Origin of the sequence: Actinomadura sp. WMMA1423 (assembly GCF_006547145.1) — a bacterium.
Taxonomy (GTDB): Bacteria; Actinomycetota; Actinomycetes; order Streptosporangiales; family Streptosporangiaceae; genus Spirillospora.
Genome location: NZ_CP041244.1, coordinates 5,784,221 through 5,800,274 on the forward strand (window position 1 = coordinate 5,784,221; position 16,054 = coordinate 5,800,274).

Annotated in this window: 17 protein-coding genes; 9 read left to right on the forward strand and 8 right to left on the reverse strand. The window is 72.3% G+C overall.

Annotation, left to right across the window (positions count from 1 at the left end; all coding sequences use genetic code 11):
- The first annotated feature begins 137 nt into the window (after positions 1–137).
- The gene (locus tag FKD65_RS26815; RefSeq protein ID WP_141580097.1) at positions 138–1,241 is read left to right on the forward strand and encodes a hypothetical protein; all 1,104 of its coding nucleotides are present in this window, start codon (positions 138–140) and stop codon (positions 1,239–1,241) included.
- A gap of 52 nt (positions 1,242–1,293) precedes the next feature.
- On the opposite strand, the gene FKD65_RS26820 is transcribed toward FKD65_RS26815, so the two are convergent.
- Positions 1,294–1,860 carry a hypothetical protein gene (locus FKD65_RS26820; protein ID WP_141580098.1) on the reverse strand — a complete coding sequence of 189 codons (567 nt, stop codon included), beginning with the start codon at positions 1,858–1,860 and terminating at the stop codon, positions 1,294–1,296.
- Between the two features lie 198 nt (positions 1,861–2,058).
- Here FKD65_RS26820 and FKD65_RS26825 point away from each other — a divergent pair, with 198 nt between their 5' ends.
- From FKD65_RS26825 to FKD65_RS26835, 3 genes are read left to right on the forward strand one after another with little or no spacing between them, the layout of a single operon-like run.
- Positions 2,059–2,400, forward strand: a complete 342-nt coding sequence (locus FKD65_RS26825; RefSeq protein WP_141580099.1) for a metalloregulator ArsR/SmtB family transcription factor — start codon at positions 2,059–2,061, stop codon at positions 2,398–2,400.
- 3 nt (positions 2,401–2,403) lie between these two features.
- Positions 2,404–2,910 carry an SRPBCC family protein gene (locus FKD65_RS26830; protein WP_141580100.1) on the forward strand — a complete coding sequence of 169 codons (507 nt, stop codon included), beginning with the start codon at positions 2,404–2,406 and terminating at the stop codon, positions 2,908–2,910.
- A complete protein-coding gene (locus FKD65_RS26835) occupies positions 2,910–3,530 on the forward strand; it encodes a dihydrofolate reductase family protein (RefSeq protein ID WP_141580101.1) in 621 nt (206 codons plus the stop codon). The genes FKD65_RS26830 and FKD65_RS26835 overlap by 1 nt, the downstream gene beginning before the upstream one ends.
- Before the next feature lie 44 nt (positions 3,531–3,574).
- Here FKD65_RS26835 and FKD65_RS26840 read toward each other — a convergent pair whose 3' ends face one another.
- Together FKD65_RS26840 and FKD65_RS26845 are read right to left on the reverse strand one after the other, a co-directional pair.
- Positions 3,575–4,849 (reverse strand): DEAD/DEAH box helicase, encoded by a 1,275-nt coding sequence (locus FKD65_RS26840; protein ID WP_240810360.1) that lies wholly within the window; start codon positions 4,847–4,849, stop codon positions 3,575–3,577.
- A gap of 364 nt (positions 4,850–5,213) precedes the next feature.
- Positions 5,214–5,417 carry a cold-shock protein gene (locus FKD65_RS26845; RefSeq protein ID WP_067460243.1) on the reverse strand — a complete coding sequence of 68 codons (204 nt, stop codon included), beginning with the start codon at positions 5,415–5,417 and terminating at the stop codon, positions 5,214–5,216.
- 276 nt (positions 5,418–5,693) lie between these two features.
- Here FKD65_RS26845 and FKD65_RS26850 point away from each other — a divergent pair, with 276 nt between their 5' ends.
- Positions 5,694–5,921 (forward strand): hypothetical protein, encoded by a 228-nt coding sequence (locus FKD65_RS26850; protein WP_141580103.1) that lies wholly within the window; start codon positions 5,694–5,696, stop codon positions 5,919–5,921.
- A 145-nt stretch (positions 5,922–6,066) separates the two neighbouring features.
- Here FKD65_RS26850 and FKD65_RS26855 read toward each other — a convergent pair whose 3' ends face one another.
- Together FKD65_RS26855 and FKD65_RS26860 are read right to left on the reverse strand one after the other, a co-directional pair.
- Complete coding sequence (locus tag FKD65_RS26855) at positions 6,067–6,672, reverse strand: GAF domain-containing protein (RefSeq protein ID WP_141580104.1); 606 nt, start codon at positions 6,670–6,672, stop codon at positions 6,067–6,069.
- 35 nt (positions 6,673–6,707) lie between these two features.
- On the reverse strand, positions 6,708–7,094 hold the full coding sequence (locus FKD65_RS26860) for an STAS domain-containing protein (protein WP_141580105.1): 387 nt from the start codon (positions 7,092–7,094) through the stop codon (positions 6,708–6,710).
- Positions 7,095–8,166: 1,072 nt separating this feature from the next.
- Between FKD65_RS26860 and FKD65_RS26865 the strand changes: the two genes are divergently transcribed.
- Positions 8,167–8,451: a MerR family transcriptional regulator gene (locus FKD65_RS26865; protein WP_205718908.1), complete on the forward strand. Its 285-nt coding sequence runs from the start codon at positions 8,167–8,169 to the stop codon at positions 8,449–8,451.
- 81 nt (positions 8,452–8,532) lie between these two features.
- Here FKD65_RS26865 and FKD65_RS26870 read toward each other — a convergent pair whose 3' ends face one another.
- From FKD65_RS26870 to FKD65_RS26880, 3 genes are all read right to left on the reverse strand, one after another.
- Positions 8,533–9,825, reverse strand: coding sequence for a PQQ-binding-like beta-propeller repeat protein (locus FKD65_RS26870; protein WP_141580107.1), 1,293 nt, complete (start codon positions 9,823–9,825; stop codon positions 8,533–8,535).
- Between the two features lies 1 nt (position 9,826).
- The gene (locus FKD65_RS26875) at positions 9,827–10,885 is read right to left on the reverse strand and encodes a hypothetical protein (RefSeq protein ID WP_141580108.1); all 1,059 of its coding nucleotides are present in this window, start codon (positions 10,883–10,885) and stop codon (positions 9,827–9,829) included.
- A 132-nt stretch (positions 10,886–11,017) separates the two neighbouring features.
- Complete coding sequence (locus tag FKD65_RS26880; RefSeq protein WP_141580109.1) at positions 11,018–12,415, reverse strand: MFS transporter; 1,398 nt, start codon at positions 12,413–12,415, stop codon at positions 11,018–11,020.
- Positions 12,416–12,624: 209 nt separating this feature from the next.
- Here FKD65_RS26880 and FKD65_RS26885 point away from each other — a divergent pair, with 209 nt between their 5' ends.
- From FKD65_RS26885 to FKD65_RS26895, 3 genes are read left to right on the forward strand one after another with little or no spacing between them, the layout of a single operon-like run.
- Entirely contained in the window at positions 12,625–13,641 is a 1,017-nt protein-coding gene (locus FKD65_RS26885) for a DUF3068 domain-containing protein (protein ID WP_168221205.1), read from the forward strand.
- 43 nt (positions 13,642–13,684) lie between these two features.
- Positions 13,685–14,815 carry a DUF1254 domain-containing protein gene (locus FKD65_RS26890; RefSeq protein WP_168221206.1) on the forward strand — a complete coding sequence of 377 codons (1,131 nt, stop codon included), beginning with the start codon at positions 13,685–13,687 and terminating at the stop codon, positions 14,813–14,815.
- Complete coding sequence (locus FKD65_RS26895) at positions 14,812–15,993, forward strand: serine hydrolase (protein WP_205718264.1); 1,182 nt, start codon at positions 14,812–14,814, stop codon at positions 15,991–15,993. Before FKD65_RS26890 ends, FKD65_RS26895 begins: the two co-directional genes overlap by 4 nt.
- Positions 15,994–16,054 lie beyond the last annotated feature (61 nt).

Genomic DNA, 16,054 nt, shown 5'->3' on the forward strand with positions numbered 1-16,054 from the left:
CCAGGCGAGGTCCGGCAACGATGACGGGCAGCGTCAGGGTCCCCTGCTGATCTGCTGGCCGTAAGAGGTCAGGGAGTGGATCCCCATACCTTGCCACTAAATACTGGCATGGATGTTCGGTCTTTATAGGAGGCACCGTGGATCGATTCCCGCCGGACCCCCTGCTGTCGCGCCGGGCGTTCGCCTTGGGCGGCGCTGCGCTGGTGGGGGCCGCCGTGACCGGGACATTCGCCGGTTCGGCGCGCGCCGCCGCCCCGCCGCCGGGGGAGTGGGTCGACGTGCCCGTCCCGCCGCCGGCCGGGCGGAGCCAGTTGTTCGGCATCGCCGCACCGGACCGGCGGCACGTCTTCGCCGGCGGCACCGAGAACGCCTTCCAGCCGGACGCGCGCGCCGTCATGCTGCACGGGACCCCGCGAGGCTGGACGCGGGCCGTCCTGCCGGAGGGGCTCGCCGTCGTCAACGACGTCCGTGCCCGGCACGCCGCGAACGCCTGGGCCGTCGCCGCGGGCCGGAACGCCCAGGAGCGCACCGACCTGCTGCACTGGAACGGACGCCGCTGGACGGCGGTGGCAAGCCCCGCGGGCGAGCGACTCCAGGCCATCGCCCTGGACCGGACCGGCGGGCTGTGGGCGACCGGGTTCAGCGGTGACGGCGCGACGGTGTCGGTCCGGCGGCACGGGCAGTGGACGAACACGCTCACCCTGCCCGAGTCCTCTGGGCTCAACGCCGTCGCCGCCGGAAGCGCCTCGGACGTCTGGGCCGGTGGGATAGGGAATTCGCAGACCGTGACGACCCCGCTGTGGCACTTCGACGGCACGGATTGGACGCGCGTTCCGTGGGGATCGCAGTGGGCCCACTGGATCCTGCAGATCGAGTACGCCGCCCCCGACGACGTCTGGTTCTACGCTCTCGAACAGAACCCGCTGTTCCCGCCGCCGACGCTGCACCACTGGGACGGCTCCGCGTTCACCGTGCACGCGATCCCCGGGCCGTCCGACCCGGTAGGCGAGGCGGGGCCGCTTTCCGCGGTCGGGTTCCTCGGTTCCATCGCCGCCGACGGGCGGGGCGGTGTCTGGCTGTCCAGCCCGCGCGACCCCGCCCACCTGCTGCACTTCGACGGCGCGTCCTGGACCCGCGCCACCCCGCCCGTCAGCGTGATCGCGTACTCGATGACCCGCGTCCCGCACACCACCGCGATGTGGGCGGGCACCCAGATCGGCACGGTCTGGCGCCGTTCCTGATACCCCGCCTGCGCCTGGGGCCGGGGCCGTGGGCGGCGCTGGATGAGGGCTTTCAGGCGGCCTTGACGCGGTAGTTTCCGCTTTGCAGCGTGAAGAACGGGGCGGGCGCCAGGACGGGGGCGTAGGAGTTCTCTCCGGCCATGCACTTGGCGAGGCTGTCCATCGGGCCCGTAGAGCCCATCTGGTCGAGGTTGCGCCCGGAGCCGTCTCCGCCGTCGAAGACGGTGAAGCCGAGGTGCTTGCCCATCCAGCTGCCGAGTTCGGGCGAGGTCCTGGTGATGACGGCGGTCAGCGTCGCGGCCCGGCCGCTGGTCATCACGCAGTTCACCTCGCCTTCGGCCCAGACGGCGAGGCCTTGGGCGGCGACCCGGTGGTGGACGCGGACCGTGCCGCGGGCGTCTGCCGGTCGCGGGGCCGGGCCGTCGGCAGGCGAGACCGCGTGCGCGTCGAAGGTGAAGCGGACGTCATCGTCTGGCGCCGGAGCGTAGAAGACACGCCCCGCCCCGGTCACGCTCGACTCCCGGGTCGTGGCCGTAGCCGGTGAAGCGGTAACGCCCAGGCAGGCGGTCAGGGCGACCGCGCACAGGGCCGTCGTCGTGCGGAATGTCGTTGTGGCCACGGCAGGCTCCTCAGGGGCTTGATCCGGACGTCCCCCCAAGATCGCGGGTCGCTCCTCCCGCGTCCTCCCCCGCACGGGCGAACCGGCCGGCTCCCGAGCCGGTAGTCACGTCTCCCTCCGGGTGCTCGGGGACCGCCAGGGTGTGGCCAGGGCGCACCTCCACTTGACGCATACCCATATGGGAATATGATCGCGGTCATGGCACGAGCAGCGACGACGTCGGACGTCTTCAACGCGATCGCCGAGCCGCGGCGCCGGGAGATCCTGGTGCTGCTGCGGGCGGGTGAGCGGCCGGTGGCCGAGTTGGCCCGGGAGCTGGGGATGACCCAGCCGGGGGCGTCCAAGCACCTGCGGGTGCTCCGGGAGGTCGGGCTGGTGCGGGACCGCAGGGCGGGCAAGCAGCGCCTGTACGGCCTCGACGCCCGCGGGCTGCGACCGGTCCACGAGTGGACCGGCGGTTTCGAGCGGTTCTGGAACGAGAGCTTCGACCGCCTGGACGCGTACGTGCAGGACCTCAAACAGACACGGCAGGAGGAATGACCTATGGCAGCGAAGGAACGAGGAGCGCCGGCGCGGTCGGCGACAGCGGACCGGGAGATCGTGGTCTCCCGGGTCATCGACGCCCCTCGGGAGCTGGTGTTCGAGGCGTTCACCGAGGTGCGGCACCTGTCGCGGTGGTGGGGGCCGGAGGGGTTCACCACCACCACGCGGTCCTTCGAGTTCCGCATCGGAGGGGAGTGGGACTTCGTGCTGCACGGGCCGGACGGGACGGACTACCAGGAGTGGATCACCTGGACCGGGATCGTCCCGCCGGAGGAGATCGCGCTGCTGCACGGTGAGGCCCGCGACGATCCGAACGCCTTCGAGTCGGTCATCACGTTCGCGCTCGACGGCGCGGCGACCCGGATCGAGATGCGCACGCTCTTCCCCACCAGGGAGCTGCGCGACGAGGCGGTCGAGAAGTACCACGTTATCGAGGGTGGCCGGCAGACCCTGAGCAACCTGGCTGCCTACGTCACCGAAACCATTCGGAAGGAGAATGAGGACTGATGGCCGGAAAAGTGTTCTTCAGCGTGTCGATGTCGCTGGACGGGTTCATCGCGCCCGAGTCCCTCGGGGAGCTGATGGGGCGGCAGTGGGTGGAACTGCAGGCGTGGCTTTTCCCGCTGCGGTTCACCCGGGAGCTCCTGAAGATGGGCGGGGGCGGTGAGGAAGGGCGCGACAACGACATCGCGCGGGCGACGCACGAGCGCACCGGCGCGAGCGTGATGGGCAAGCGCATGTTCGACGCCGGCGAGCGGATGTGGCCGGAGGAGGCGCCGTACCACACGCCGGTCTTCGTCGTGACGCACGAGAAGCGCGACCCCTGGGAGCGGCCGGGCGGGACCACGTTCCACTTCGTCAACGACGGCATCGAGTCCGCGCTCGACCGGGCCCGCGAGGCCGCCGGCGATCGCGACGTCCGCATCGCGGGCGGCGGCGCGACGATCCTGCAGTACGTGAACGCGGGCCTGGTCGACGAGTTCTCGATCGCGCTGTCGCCGGTGCTGTTCGGCTCCGGAATCCGCCTGTTCGAGGGGGTGGACGCGGGCCGCGTAGCCCTGGAGCAGGTCCGCGTGGAGCACTCCCCGAGGGTGACGCACCTGACCTACGCCGTCCGGGAGCGGTAGGCGGACGGCGCCCGCCGGCCGCGGACGGGGCGAGCGGGGGCCGGTCAGGTGTTGAGGGAGGACGGGCGGCGGCGCGGGCGGCGGGAGCCGGCGGGGGCGTGGTCGCGCCCGCGCTGGGTGCCGGAGGCGGCGGGACGCTGCTTGCGGGGCGCGGGGGTGTTCGGGGGTGCGGCGTCGCGGGCCGGGGGGCGGGCGCCGGTGATGCGCGCCAGGTCGGCGTCGCCGGGGCGCACGCGGGTGGTGCGGGGGGTGATCCCGGCCTTGGCCATCATGTCGTCCATCTCGCGGCGCTGCTCCGGGGTGACGAGGGTCACCACGGTCCCGGACGCTCCGGCCCGGGCGGTGCGGCCGCCGCGGTGGAGGTAGTCCTTGTGGTCGGCGGGCGGGTCCACGTTGACGACGAGGTCGAGTTCGTCGATGTGGATGCCGCGGGCGGCGACGTTGGTGGCGACCAGGACGGTGACGTCCTGCCGGTGGAAGCCGTCCAGCGCGCGGTTGCGCTGCGACTGCGACTTGCCGCCGTGCATCGCGGCGGCGCTGATCCCCCGCGCGGTGAGCTTGCGGACGAGGCGGTCCGCGGCGTGCTTCTTCCCGACGAACATGATGACGCGGTTCTCGCGGGACGCGATGTGCACGGTCGTCTCGTGCTTGTCGGTGTCGGCGACGTGCAGCAGGTGGTGCTCCATGGCGGTGACCGCCCCGGCCGGCGGGTCGACCGAGTGGGTGACCGGGTCGCTGAGGAACCGGCGGACGAGCCGGTCGACGCCGCCGTCGAGCGTGGCGGAGAACAGCATCCGCTGCCCGTCCGGCGGGGTCTGCTCCATGAGCCGGGTGACCTGGGGCAGGAAGCCGAGGTCGGTCATCTGGTCGGCCTCGTCCAGCACCGTGGTCCGCACGTCGCCGAGCGCGCAGTCGCCGCGCTCGATCAGGTCGGCGAGCCGGCCGGGGGTGGCGATCAGGACCTCGGCGCCCCGGGCGAGCGCGTTCGCCTGGCGCACGATCCCGAGGCCGCCGACCACGGTGGTCATCCGCAGGCCGACGGCGTCGGCGTACGGTTCGAGCGCGCCGGTGACCTGCTGGGCGAGTTCCCGCGTGGGGACCAGGACCAGGGCGAGGGGACGGCGGGGCCGGGCGCGGTGCCCGGCGGTGCGGGTGAGCAGCGCCAGGCCGAACGTGAGCGTCTTGCCCGACCCGGTGCGTCCGCGGCCGAGGACGTCCCGGCCCGCGAGGGCGTTCGGGAGGGCGGCGGCCTGGATGGGGAACGGGGCGGTCACGCCCTGGCCGACCAGCGTCTTCTGGATCGGCGCCGGCAGCGGCAGATCGGCGAACGAGTCCACCGGAGCGGCCGGAGGGGTGGCCGGGGCGGCGACGGCGGGCCCTGCGGCGGGCGCGGCGGCGGGCCGTCGGGTCGCGGGACGGCGTGCAGGGCGAGGCCGGGAGCCTCGAGGGGCGCGGGGCAAGGTGAAGCCTTCCTTCAGGACGGTTGCGTGTCGAGGAAGTGCTCCGTCATGCGGGACCGCGGACCCGGCGGGAGGCCGGGCGGAGGATTCTCAAGAACGAACCGGAACGCGGCCCGGCGGAGGAACGTCCGCGGAGCCGCAGGGGACGGGGCGCGGGTCGAGCGCCCCGGGGGTTGCATCGCGGTGCGCGGCCGGTTAGGACCGCGCACCGCCCACGCGTCGATCAGGCGGGGACGATGTTCTCCGCCTGCAGGCCCTTCTGGCCCTGGGTGACGTCGAACGACACCTTCTGGCCCTCCTGGAGCTCACGGAAGCCCTGGGCCGCGATGTTGGAGTAGTGGGCGAAGACGTCGGCGCCGCCGCCGTCCTGCTCGATGAAGCCGAAGCCCTTTTCCGCGTTGAACCACTTGACGGTGCCGGTGGCCATGATGTCTCCCTCAGGGGGTCGGTTCCCGCCCGCACACCGTGCGCGGACGGATGCCGCGATGGCCCATCCGGAAGATCCAGAAAAAACAAAAGTGCGCCTGAGGTCAGATCCAACAGGCGCACGCACATGTCTATGGGAACCGCAACTGCCAACCACGCTACCACAGGGAGCGGCGCGTCGGTCCTGAACCCCTGCGGGGGCGGCCCTCACGAGGATTTACCTGGCGGACCTCCGAGAAACCTTCAGTTAACCGCCCGGTACGCGCATAATGAGGTGATGAAACGCACCGGTCCCGCCCGAAGGCGACACCTGCCCACCAGCCCCTTCCAGCCCCCGGCCGCCGCTCCACCGGCCAAGGAGTTCACCCTCGACGACCAGGTCACCCACGACAAGTACGGGCTCGGCCGCGTCCTGGAAGTCGAGCCGGGCAATGCCGTCCTGGTCGACTTCGGCACGCAGAAAGTGAAGATTCTCTCACCGTTCACCAAGCTTTTCAGGCTCTGAGAAACCGCCGCGGACCCGGCGCGGCGCAAGCGAATCCGGGGAATCGGCGATCGTCGCGGCCCGGCCCCGGATAGTCCGCAGGGCCGGTTTTCCGTGCGGGAGCCCGGTTCCCGGCAGGGGGAGTGGCGCCGTCTCCGCGCCGCCCTCAGGCGGAAGAGGTCGGCCGCGCGGAGGGGACGACGGGTGCGTCCCCCGCGGGCCTCGGCGCGGCGGCCGGACGGGATGCCCCGGCCACCTCGATCAGCCGGGCCGCCATGTCGGAGAACAGCAGCATCTGGCGCGCGGTCGCCGGGCCGAAGGGCTCCGCCCCGACCCGTCCGAGGACGGCGAGCACACCACGGGTGGCCTCGCCCGTCTCCAGCGGCAGGATCAGGATGGGCCCGGCCGGGAGGCCGGTGAGCGTCTGGTCGGCGGCGATCCGCGCGGACACGGCCCGGCGCGAGGTGAACGCGCGCCCGAGCATCGACCGGCCCCGCCGCACCGTCATCCCCTGGATCCGGTCGGCGTCCAGGCCGTCCGCCACCTCGATCCGCAGCGTGTTGCCGTCCTCGCCCGGCAGGGCGATGAACGCCAGCGGGACGCGCGCCAGTTCGCGGGCGCGCGCCGTCACGAGGGCCAGCATGTCCGACGGACCGGTCCCGTCCAGGACCACCGCGCTCATCAGCTCGAACGTGGCGGCCAGCCGCCGCCGGTCGGCCTCGCTCGGCGCGGCCCCGGCGGCGCCCCACCCGTTCGGGTCGTCGTCCGTCATGTCGTCATCCCGTCCTCGCTCTCCGCCCGGCCCGGTCAGGCCGCGGCCGGTCGGACGCCGGCGCCGGAGGCGCGCGCCGCGTCGACGGAGGGGCGGACGGCGAACATCCGCGACAGCCCGCTGACGCGCAGGAGCCGGATCATGTGCGGGCGCGGGGCGGCGAGGACGATCGAGGCGCCCTCCCGCTCCGCGCGGCGGCGGGCCCCGGTGAGCAGGGCCAGCCCGGACGCGTCGCAGAACGTCACGCCCGAAAGGTCGATGACGACGTGGGGCCCGGCGTCGCGCAGCGCGACGTCCAGGCGCTCGCGCAGGGACGGCGCGGAGGAGATGTCCAGATCGCCGGTGATGGTGATGACGGTGTGCTCCGCGAACCGTTCGCGGCGCAGCCCGTCCTCGGAGGGGGCGGTGCCTGCGGTCTGCATGCTGGGGCTCCGATCAGGAGGTGCGTGGCGCGGGGCTCTCACAGGGCCGCTTTCGCCGCGTCCCGGCCCGGGTGGGCGGCGGGAGCGGACGTCCGGCTTCGGGGTGGACGGTGGAGCGGCGTCATGCGCGCCGGCCTGTCTGGCCTCGAAGGAGACCGAGTAGCTGGAAACCAGCGGGACGCCGGCTTGGCCGCCCGCATCGAGAAACCTCTAGTTCACCCGGAGTCTACGCCTTCCGACCGTCACGCGCGCGGAGCACGGGCGGCCGCACGCACCGCGGGCCGCGTCCGGCGGCCGCCGAACCGGCACGGGCGGTGCGGTACGCGTTCGCCGTGTCGCATCCGGCCGCGACCGGGGAGAAGGGCGGGGCGCTCTCGCCGGGTGGAGAGAACGAAACGTGGTGATCTACGAAACTCTGTAGTGAGCGATGTAGATTTTCGAAGCGAGGTGGGGTAGTGTTCCTGTCATCGAAGAGAGACGGGTCCATGAGAAGCGGCAGAGGACGAACTGCCGGAAGGAATGGATGACGCCGGCCGGACGTGTCGGGGCCAACGCAGTGGAAGGGGCCTCGGCAGCCGGTCGGGCAGGTGGCCGGCAGGCCGCCGCAAGCAGAAGAACACCGCAAGAACGCAGTACACGCAGTACGAGTGGTACACGCAGTACAGGTAGTGATGTCGAGGAAGGGAGGTTTCGGCGCCATCAGGATCGCCCGCAGCAGGCTCCAGTCACGCCGCGCGGGTACCGCAGTTCCACAGATTGGACGGTGGTCTACGGTCACGCATTCGCGATCCCCGCGCCTCCGCCGCGACATGGGCGGTCGACGCGGAAGACCGGCTCTTCGGTGCCGGTAGATGGTGTTGTACCTCTGGGCCCCGGCGCCGCAGTCTGGCGCCGGGGCCCCTGTCGCGTCACCGCCTTCCGATCCCAGAGCAGTACGGAAGGTTCTGTGAAGGCACCCAATCCGGCCCAGACCGAGGGCCAGCCAGACCCGCACGGCCCGCGGGCGGCCACTCCGTTAGAGCCCGACGGGCTCGAAGAGAAGTTCGACGACGAGGACTACCCCGCCTACAGCATGGGCCGCGCCGCCGAGATGCTGGGCGTCACCCCGGCGTTCCTGCGCAGCCTCGACACCGCCCGGCTGATCGTCCCGCAGCGCTCGTCGGGCGGGCACCGCCGCTACTCCCGCTACCAGCTGCGGCTGGCGCAGCGCGCCCGCGACCTGGTCGACGAGGGCACCGCGCTGGAGGCGGCCTGCCGCATCATCATCCTTGAAGACCAGCTCGCCGAAGCCCAGCGCATCAACGCCCGGCTGCGGCAGGAGCGCGCCGCCCAGCCCCCGCCCCAGGAGCAGGCGTAGCGGCGCCCCTGCTCAGGCCCGCCCCACCGCAGGGCGCGGCGGGCCTGAGAACGGTGGCACTTCCGTCCGGTGAACCACCCGTCAGCCGGGGCGGAACGCGAACAGCTCTCCCGTGATGGTCGGTACGAGGACGGTCCCGTCGGGGGCGACGGTCGTGCCGACGGAGAAGAGGGTCGCCCCCGGCAGCCGCTCCCGGTCGAGTTCGGCCCCGGTGGCGGTGTCGACCACGACGAGATCGTTGCCGAGCGTCGCCGACACCGCCGCGTAGGCGACCCCTCCCGCGGCCTGGACGGGAATGCCGCGGTTCACGAGGCTCTCCTTCGTCCAGACCCGCTCGGCCCTGTCGCCTATGTCCCTGATCGCCATCAGGCCGCCGTCCCCACCGCCCGCCGGCATGATGAGCCCGCTGGGGGACAGCGACGAGCTGCCGCCGGCGGCGTAGCCGGTGTCATGGCTCCAGATCGTCTCGCCGGTCGCGGCGTCCAGGGCGTGGATCCCGCCCTCGTTGTCGCCGACGTAGAGGCGCGATCCGTCCGCGGACAGGTCCGGGCTCGTCGCGCTCCCGCCGGGCAGCGACTCGTTCCTCCACAGCGGCCGGATCGACGGGCTGTCTCCCTCGGTCAGCTGCATCGCCCGTATGTCGGCGGCCGGAGCGCCCTTGTCCCAGAAGGTGAAGAAGACGCGTCCGGTGGCGAGGTCGACCGCGGGCGTGTTCGAGGCCGGGCATTCTTCCGTGCCCCGCATGCACGCCCGCGGGTCGTCGGTCCCGGGCGTCGCGCCCGGGATGAGCTCCACGGGCGGCAGGACGGGCTCGCCGGTATCGCGGTCCAGTACATAGATGCGCCCGATGTGGGTGATGAAGAGGAGATTGCCCGCGGGGGTGAATTGGGCGGATAGCGGCGTCCCGACGATGGGCGTCTTCCAGCGGACCTTCCCGGCGGCGTCGAAGGAGCGCATCGCCTCGCCGTCGGCCAGGTAGAGATGCCCGTCCTTGTCGATAAGGGCGGAGGACGAGACGGCCTGCCGATCGACCTCGCCAGAGCACCAGACCGTCTTGCCGGTCGCGATGTCGAGCGCGTGCAGGTGGCAGCCCGTGCCGTTCGTGGTCACGTAGACGCGTCCGGAGGCGTCGTTCGTCGCGCCCAGGTAGATGCTGCCCGAGAAGCTGCGCTGCCACGCGGAAGTCAGGTTCCGCGCGCCGGCCACCGGCGAGTAGTCGGTGTTACCCGCATCCGCGTGGGCGGTGGACCAGCCCGCCCCGTAGACCGAGTCGGGCCGGTCCGTGCGGCGAGGCGGACCGGGCGGCGACGACGCGGCCACCGAGGCGAGCAGCAGGAGCGCCAGAGCCGCCCCGCCGGCATGCTTGGCCCGCATGTCAGCAGCCCTTGGCGCCGCTGCCGGCCGGGCAGGCGGGCTTGGAGGTGAAGACCGCCAGCGGCTTGACCGGCACCCCGTCGCTCCACGTTCCGAGCGAGGTCTGCCGCGCCGTGCCGCCCAGCGCGTAGTCGCAGTCGGTGCCGTAGACCCCGCAGTCGCGCAGGGCGTCGCCCAGCTTCCAGAGGCCGTTCCAGTCGAGCGCGTCGAGCACGGACGCGCTGTTGTTGCTGCTCGGCACGCGGTGGTCGGCGGTCAGCGCCGGGGACCCGTGCGCGTCGCTGGACATCCACAGGTAGTTGCGGTTGGAGGTCGGCACGTGCCCGGTCAGGTCCCAGATCGCGTCGCAGCCGGTGCGGCCGACCGTCGTGTCCTCGTCCGCGACGACGCAGTCGATCTTGGTCGTGGACGGGATGCCCGCCAGGGACGCGTCGATCGAGCGGTCGTAGGGCATGGCGAACATGATCGCGTTCGGGCGGGGGAGCGCCGCGGCCGACCAGCGGGCGGCGATGTTGGCGGCGGTCGGCCCGCCGTAGGAGTGGGCGACGAGCGTCATGCCCCTGGAGGTGTCGGGCTTGACGGCCGCGTCGGCGGGGTACCCGGCCAGCGCGTCCTTGATGGAGTAGATGGCGTTCGCCGCGAACTCCTTCGGCGGGGTCAGCGCGCTCGTCTGGAAGCGCGGGAAGACGACCACGTTGCCCTTGCGGGTGAGGTGGTCGATCCAGTCCTGGTAGTACTTGGGGTCGTCGGCGGTCCATCCGTGCAGGAAGGCGACCAGCGGCGCGGTCGAGGGCGCGGCTCCGCCGCCCTGCCAGCCGGACGGCTGGAAGACCCAGTAGTCCTTGGTGTGGTCGGTGAAGGTGACGCCGCGGACGGTGGAGCCCGACCAGGGGTAGCCCGCGCCGCCCGGGCCGGACGCGGGCTGCGGGGGCGGCGTGGCCGCCGCCGCGAGCGCGCCGGGTGCCGGGCCGACGAGCATGGCGACCGCGGTGGTCAGGATGGCGATCGACGCTCTGATCGTCGCCGTCTTCAGGTGCTTTCCTCGTAGCGGGTTCTCCATCTGACTTCCTCCTCGGGGGTGGGCCCGCCTGGAGACCGGTGCCTCCAGGCAGGACGAGATGGGCTCGGCACACCGGACACGTGCGAGCGCTCGGATGGATGGGGAGTCGGGAGTGCGGTCGGGCCGCGCGGGTCAGGCCGCGTGCGCGGACCTCCGGTCGCGTTCGAAGGTCAGGCGGGCCGCCATCGTCAGAAGGCCTCCGAGCAGCAGCGGGAATGTCAGCGCGTACATGGCCTCGACCATGGAGCCGGTCGCGTCCGAGATCACCCCGACCACGAGCGGCCCGAAGGCGACGCCGAACGCCCCGAACACGTGCAGCACGGCGAAGCCGAGACCGCGGGAGGTGGCGTGCAGCACGTCGGCTATGGACGCGGTGAGGTTGGGGATCGCCATCGCCATGGCCGCCTTCGACAGCAGGAGCAGCACCGCGAACGCCCAGACCGCGGGCATCGAGATCGCCGCGGCGAGGAAGACGCCTCCGACCACGATCCCCGTCCCGCCGGCCAGCAGCCGCCCGCCGCCGCGCCGGTCGTTCCAGCGGCGGCCGAGCCAGGTCCCGGCGATCACGCCCGCCACGACCCCGACCACCGTGACCAGCCCGCTCACCGACGCCGCGGTGCCCTCGGCGACGCCGTGGTCGCGGTGGACCAGGCTGGGCGTCCAGTAGGAGATCCCGGAGAGCCCGAACGCCAGGGTCGCCAGGGCCGCGGACAGGAGGGCGATCGTCGGAGTCCCCAGCACCTCCCGGAGCTGCCGGCGGAAGGCCGGGTGTCCGCTCTTCCCAGACGGGGCGGCCTCCGGAGCGGCCTCCGGACGGTCCTCCGGAGCGCGGTCGTCCTCGTCCCCGCTCGCCGCGGGCGGGCCGGGCGGTGCCCCGGGCGGCCGGTCGAGCAGGCCGCGCGCCGGCTCTTGCAAACGCATGCACAGCACGGCGACGAGCAAGCCCGGAATGGCGGCGATGACGAAGGCGGCACGCCAGCCAAAATGTTGTGCCAGCACCCCGCCCACCACCACGCCGATCCCGGCGAGATAGGGCGTCAGCCCTCTCCAGCCATAGACCTTCGCTCGGCTCTGCGGAGGGTAGAAATCGGCTAGCAGGCTCCCGGAGAGAGGGCCGTAGAAGCCCTCGGAACTCGCCAGCAGCAACCGGATCGCAAAGAACATCCCGAACCCGGTCGCCAGGCTGGAGGCGAGGGTGGTGACCGCCCAGCACAGCACGATGACGGTGAGGATGCGGGTGCGGCGGTGCCGGTCGGTCAGGTACCCCGCCAGCGGAGTCAGCGTGACCGCGGCCAGCGCGCCGCCGAGCGGAAACAGTCCGGCCGTGGTGTCGCTGAGGTTCCACTCGTCCTGAATGAAAGGCAGCACGCCCGGGAGCAATTGGTGCTCGAAACGGTCGATGAACCCGGCCGTGGCGATGACCGCCAGTGGTTTCCACCCGTATGGTGCACGGCTGTCGGGCGGTTGGGGGGCACGCCGATTCGGCGCCGGGTTCGCCGTTCGGCGGATGTCGAAGTAGTCCTTGATCATTTGCCTTTCCCATACTCCGCGGGCATGGCGATCAGGCACCCTGCGCCCCCGCCTTCGAGTCGGGCCGGTCCGGGCTGGGTGGTTGTTTCGGTTTGATGTCCTCGTGATGAATGGTGGCGTATTTGCACTGGGAGTGCAATAGTCGGTCCCATGTCGAGATGCGAGCTCATGACCACGGGCCCGGCCGCGCCCCGGGGAACGGGGCGGGGATGAGGCCGGCCCGTGTCCTCGGCCCGGCCGCCGTCGCGTCCGGCGCGTTCCTGCTCACCCTCGCGCCGCTCGTGCGCCTCCAGGTGGCGCCGCGGATCCTCGTCGCGCCCGCGGACCTCTACCAGACGACGACCCTGCAAGCCGCCGACGCGACGTACATGGACGCCAGGAGCCGCACCGTCAGGCGCGGCGCGCGGATCACGGCCGTCAACACCATCCGCGGCGACGTCCGCGCGGGCGACGGCAAGACCGCCGTCTGGGACTCCTTCACGTGGATCGGGGACGCCGACACCGGCGCCGAGATCGATATCCAGTCGCAGCGCGTGGTCTTCGACCGCCGGACGGCGCGGCTGGGCGGCGGGCGCGGCGCCGCGGTGAACGGCGACACGCGCGTCAGGCAGTCGGGGATCGGGCCCTTCTGGCCGATCGGCGTGCGGAAGCGGACCTACCACGTCTTCGACACCAAGACCCTCTCGCGGCGGCCGATGGTCTTCGCCGGCGTCGACCGGGTCGAGGGACTCAAGGTCTACCGGTTCGTCCAGCGCACCGAACCGACGGTGATCGGCTCTCCCACCCGGGTCCCGCTGTCGCTGCTGGACCTGGACAAGCCCCGCTCAGGATTCCCCGGCTACGACGCCGAGCGCGGCGACGTCGAGGTCGACAAGGTCTACGAGGGGACGGTCACGGCGTGGGTCGACCCGCGCACCGGGACCCGCGTCGACCAGCGGCAGGAGAGCAGGACGGTGCTCCGCACCAAGGACGGGGTCGACCGCCTGGTGGTCGCCGACCTCGATCTGAGGCTGTCCGACGCGGACCGGCGGGACCGGGCGCTCCGGGCCGGCCAGACGGCCCGGACGATCCTGCTGCTCCGGGTCGTCCTGCCGCTCGCCTCGGCGGGTCTGGGCGCGGCGCTCCTGGTGGCGGTCTACCTCACGGCCCGTGCCGGGCGCCGCCGCCCGGACGCCGCCCCTCCGCCCGCGCGCGACCCCGAACCCGAATCCGAGAAGCAGGCATGACGCCGCGCACCGCATCGGTGCCCGCACGAAAGAGAGCGCACCAGTGACCGAACCACCCCCCACGAGTGACGGCTCCCGTCCCCTCGAGAGCATCGCCGCCTGGCGGGAGCTCCTGGACACGCTCGCCGAAGCGGGCGAGACGGTGGCGGCAGAGGCGGACGGCGCCCCGGCCATCGATGTCGCGGAGGGGTTCGGCTTCCTCCTCAACGTCCTGACCGACCAGTTCGAGCGGGCGGCGCTGCGGCGCTCCCGGCACCCGGTGTTCCTGCCGGGCGTGACGCCGGTGCGGAAGTTCTTCTTCGACAATCCCGACACCGACTACGACATCGCGGTGCTCGGCGGCGCCCCCCGCTACCGCATCCGGGGGAACCGGGGGACCTCCGCCTACCTCGCGTTCTGCGTGTACTCCGCGATGGGCCGGGACGGGACGACCCGCCTGGTCAACCTGTCCGACCGGGACATCGACGTCTCGCCCGGCGGCGACTTCGAGGTGGTCCTGTCGCCCGAGGAGGTGCCGGGGAACTGGCTCCGCGTCGACGCCGGCTCGCGAGCCGTGATCGCCCGGCAGTACTTCCTGGACCGCGAGGCGGAGGTGCCCGCGCGGTACCGGATCGAGCCGCTGGACGAGCCGGCCCCCGATCCGCCGCTGGACGACCAGGGCTTCGCCCGCACCGCGCGCACGGCGGCGATGTTCGCCAAGGCGGCGACGTCGCTGGCGGCCCAGCGGGTGGAGAGGATGCGCGCGACGCCGAACCGCTTCGTCGCGACCGGCGAGCACGGTCCCTACCGCACGCCGGACAACGACTACGTGGTCTGCTGGTACTCGCTCGACGAAGGGGAGGCGCTCGTCATCGACGTGCGGCCTCCGGAATGCCGTTACTGGGGGGTTCACTTGGCGAACCGATGGGGACAGTCGCTGGATCACCGGACCAGGCGGACGGGCCTCAACGCCCGCACCGCGGCGGCCGGAGCGGACGGGAGCGTCCGCGTCGTCGTGGCCGGGGCCGACCCCGGCCTGCCGAACTGGCTGGACACGGCCGGGCATTCCGAGGGGTGGGTCCTGTTCCGCTGGCTGCTCGCGGACGCCCCGGCCATGCCGACCGTGGAACGGGTCGGGCTCGCCGATCTGCTGGACGCGCGAGGCGCCGCGTCGCACACCGGGAGCACGAGGTGATCAAGTTGCCGGAGAAGCCGGACCGCGGCGGACGACCGAACCGCCTCCTCGGGGCCGCCCTCACCGCCGCCCTCCTCACCGGCGCGTGCTCGACCGGGCTTGGCGGCGGGGACGCGGGAACGGCCGTCGATCCGTCGGCGGGCGGGTCCGAGCCGTCTCCGTGGGAGACGGCGGCGCCCGCGTCCCTGGGCCTGGACGCGGCGAAGCTGGAGAACGTCGCCGCGGTCGCCGAGAAGGGGAAGTCGGACTGCCTCGCCGTCGCGCGCGACGGGAAGCTTGCCGGCGAGTGGTACTTCCGCGAGGGGCGGCGGGAGAAGGCCCAGCCGGTATGGTCCGCCACGAAGTCGTTCACCAGCGTCCTCGTCGGGATCGCCCAGGACGACGGCGCCCTGAGCGTGGACGACAAGGCGTCGAAATGGATCGACGAATGGAAGGGGACCCCCGCGGAGGAGGTGACGGTCCGCGACCTCCTCAGCAACGTCTCCGGCCGGGAATGGAGCTTCCGGACCGACTACCGGCGGCTCCTGAAGGCCCCGGACCGCACCAAGTTCGCCATCGGCCTGAAACAGCAGCACGAGCCCGGCAAGGTCTGGGTGTACAACAACTCAGCGATCCAGACGCTGCAGCGCGTGCTGCAGAAGGCCACCGGAAAGGACGTCTCCCGCTTCGCCGAGGAGCGCCTCTTCAAACCGCTGGGCATGAGCCGCACCACCATGGGCACCGATCGCGCCGGCAACGCGCAGACCTTCATGGGCATCAACTCCACCTGCCGGGACATGGCCCGGTTCGGCCAGATGATGCTCGAGAACGGGAAATGGCAGGGGCGGCAGATCGTGTCCGCCAAGTATGTCGAGGCGGCCACCGGCAGGCCGTCGACGAAGCTGAACTCGGCCTACGGATACCTCTGGTGGCTCAACCGGCCCGGAACAATCCGGGGCCCGGTCGCGGCGACCGACCTCGGGGGAGCACGGGAACCGGGCGCCTCGAAGGGGCCGCTGGTGCCGGGTGCTCCGCCCCAGCTGTTCTGGGCGCTGGGGCTCGGCAACCAGCTCATCCAGATCGACCCGGAGACCAGGACCGTCGTGGTCCGCCTCGGCAAGACCGAACCGCGGCCCAAGCCGCCGACCTTCGGCCCGGCCGAGGCCTCAAAGGTCGTGACCGACGCCGTGACCCGGTAAAGCGAGGCCCTGATCCCGTAGTCCGGCCCCGCGATCCGGTGACCCGGTGGCTCGGAGGCTG

Coding starts and splice junctions, on each gene's coding strand:
- FKD65_RS26825 (WP_141580099.1), top strand. CDS start 2,059: ATGGCACGAGCAGCGACGACGTCGGACGTCTTCAACGCGATCGCCGAG.
- FKD65_RS26830 (WP_141580100.1), top strand. CDS start 2,404: ATGGCAGCGAAGGAACGAGGAGCGCCGGCGCGGTCGGCGACAGCGGAC.
- FKD65_RS26835 (WP_141580101.1), top strand. CDS start 2,910: ATGGCCGGAAAAGTGTTCTTCAGCGTGTCGATGTCGCTGGACGGGTTC.
- FKD65_RS26845 (WP_067460243.1), bottom strand. CDS start 5,417: ATGGCCACCGGCACCGTCAAGTGGTTCAACGCGGAAAAGGGCTTCGGC.
- FKD65_RS26850 (WP_141580103.1), top strand. CDS start 5,694: ATGAAACGCACCGGTCCCGCCCGAAGGCGACACCTGCCCACCAGCCCC.
- FKD65_RS26855 (WP_141580104.1), bottom strand. CDS start 6,672: ATGACGGACGACGACCCGAACGGGTGGGGCGCCGCCGGGGCCGCGCCG.
- FKD65_RS26860 (WP_141580105.1), bottom strand. CDS start 7,094: ATGCAGACCGCAGGCACCGCCCCCTCCGAGGACGGGCTGCGCCGCGAA.
- FKD65_RS26865 (WP_205718908.1), top strand. CDS start 8,167: ATGGGCCGCGCCGCCGAGATGCTGGGCGTCACCCCGGCGTTCCTGCGC.
- FKD65_RS26870 (WP_141580107.1), bottom strand. CDS start 9,825: ATGCGGGCCAAGCATGCCGGCGGGGCGGCTCTGGCGCTCCTGCTGCTC.
- FKD65_RS26875 (WP_141580108.1), bottom strand. CDS start 10,885: ATGGAGAACCCGCTACGAGGAAAGCACCTGAAGACGGCGACGATCAGA.
- FKD65_RS26880 (WP_141580109.1), bottom strand. CDS start 12,415: ATGATCAAGGACTACTTCGACATCCGCCGAACGGCGAACCCGGCGCCG.
- FKD65_RS26885 (WP_168221205.1), top strand. CDS start 12,625: ATGAGGCCGGCCCGTGTCCTCGGCCCGGCCGCCGTCGCGTCCGGCGCG.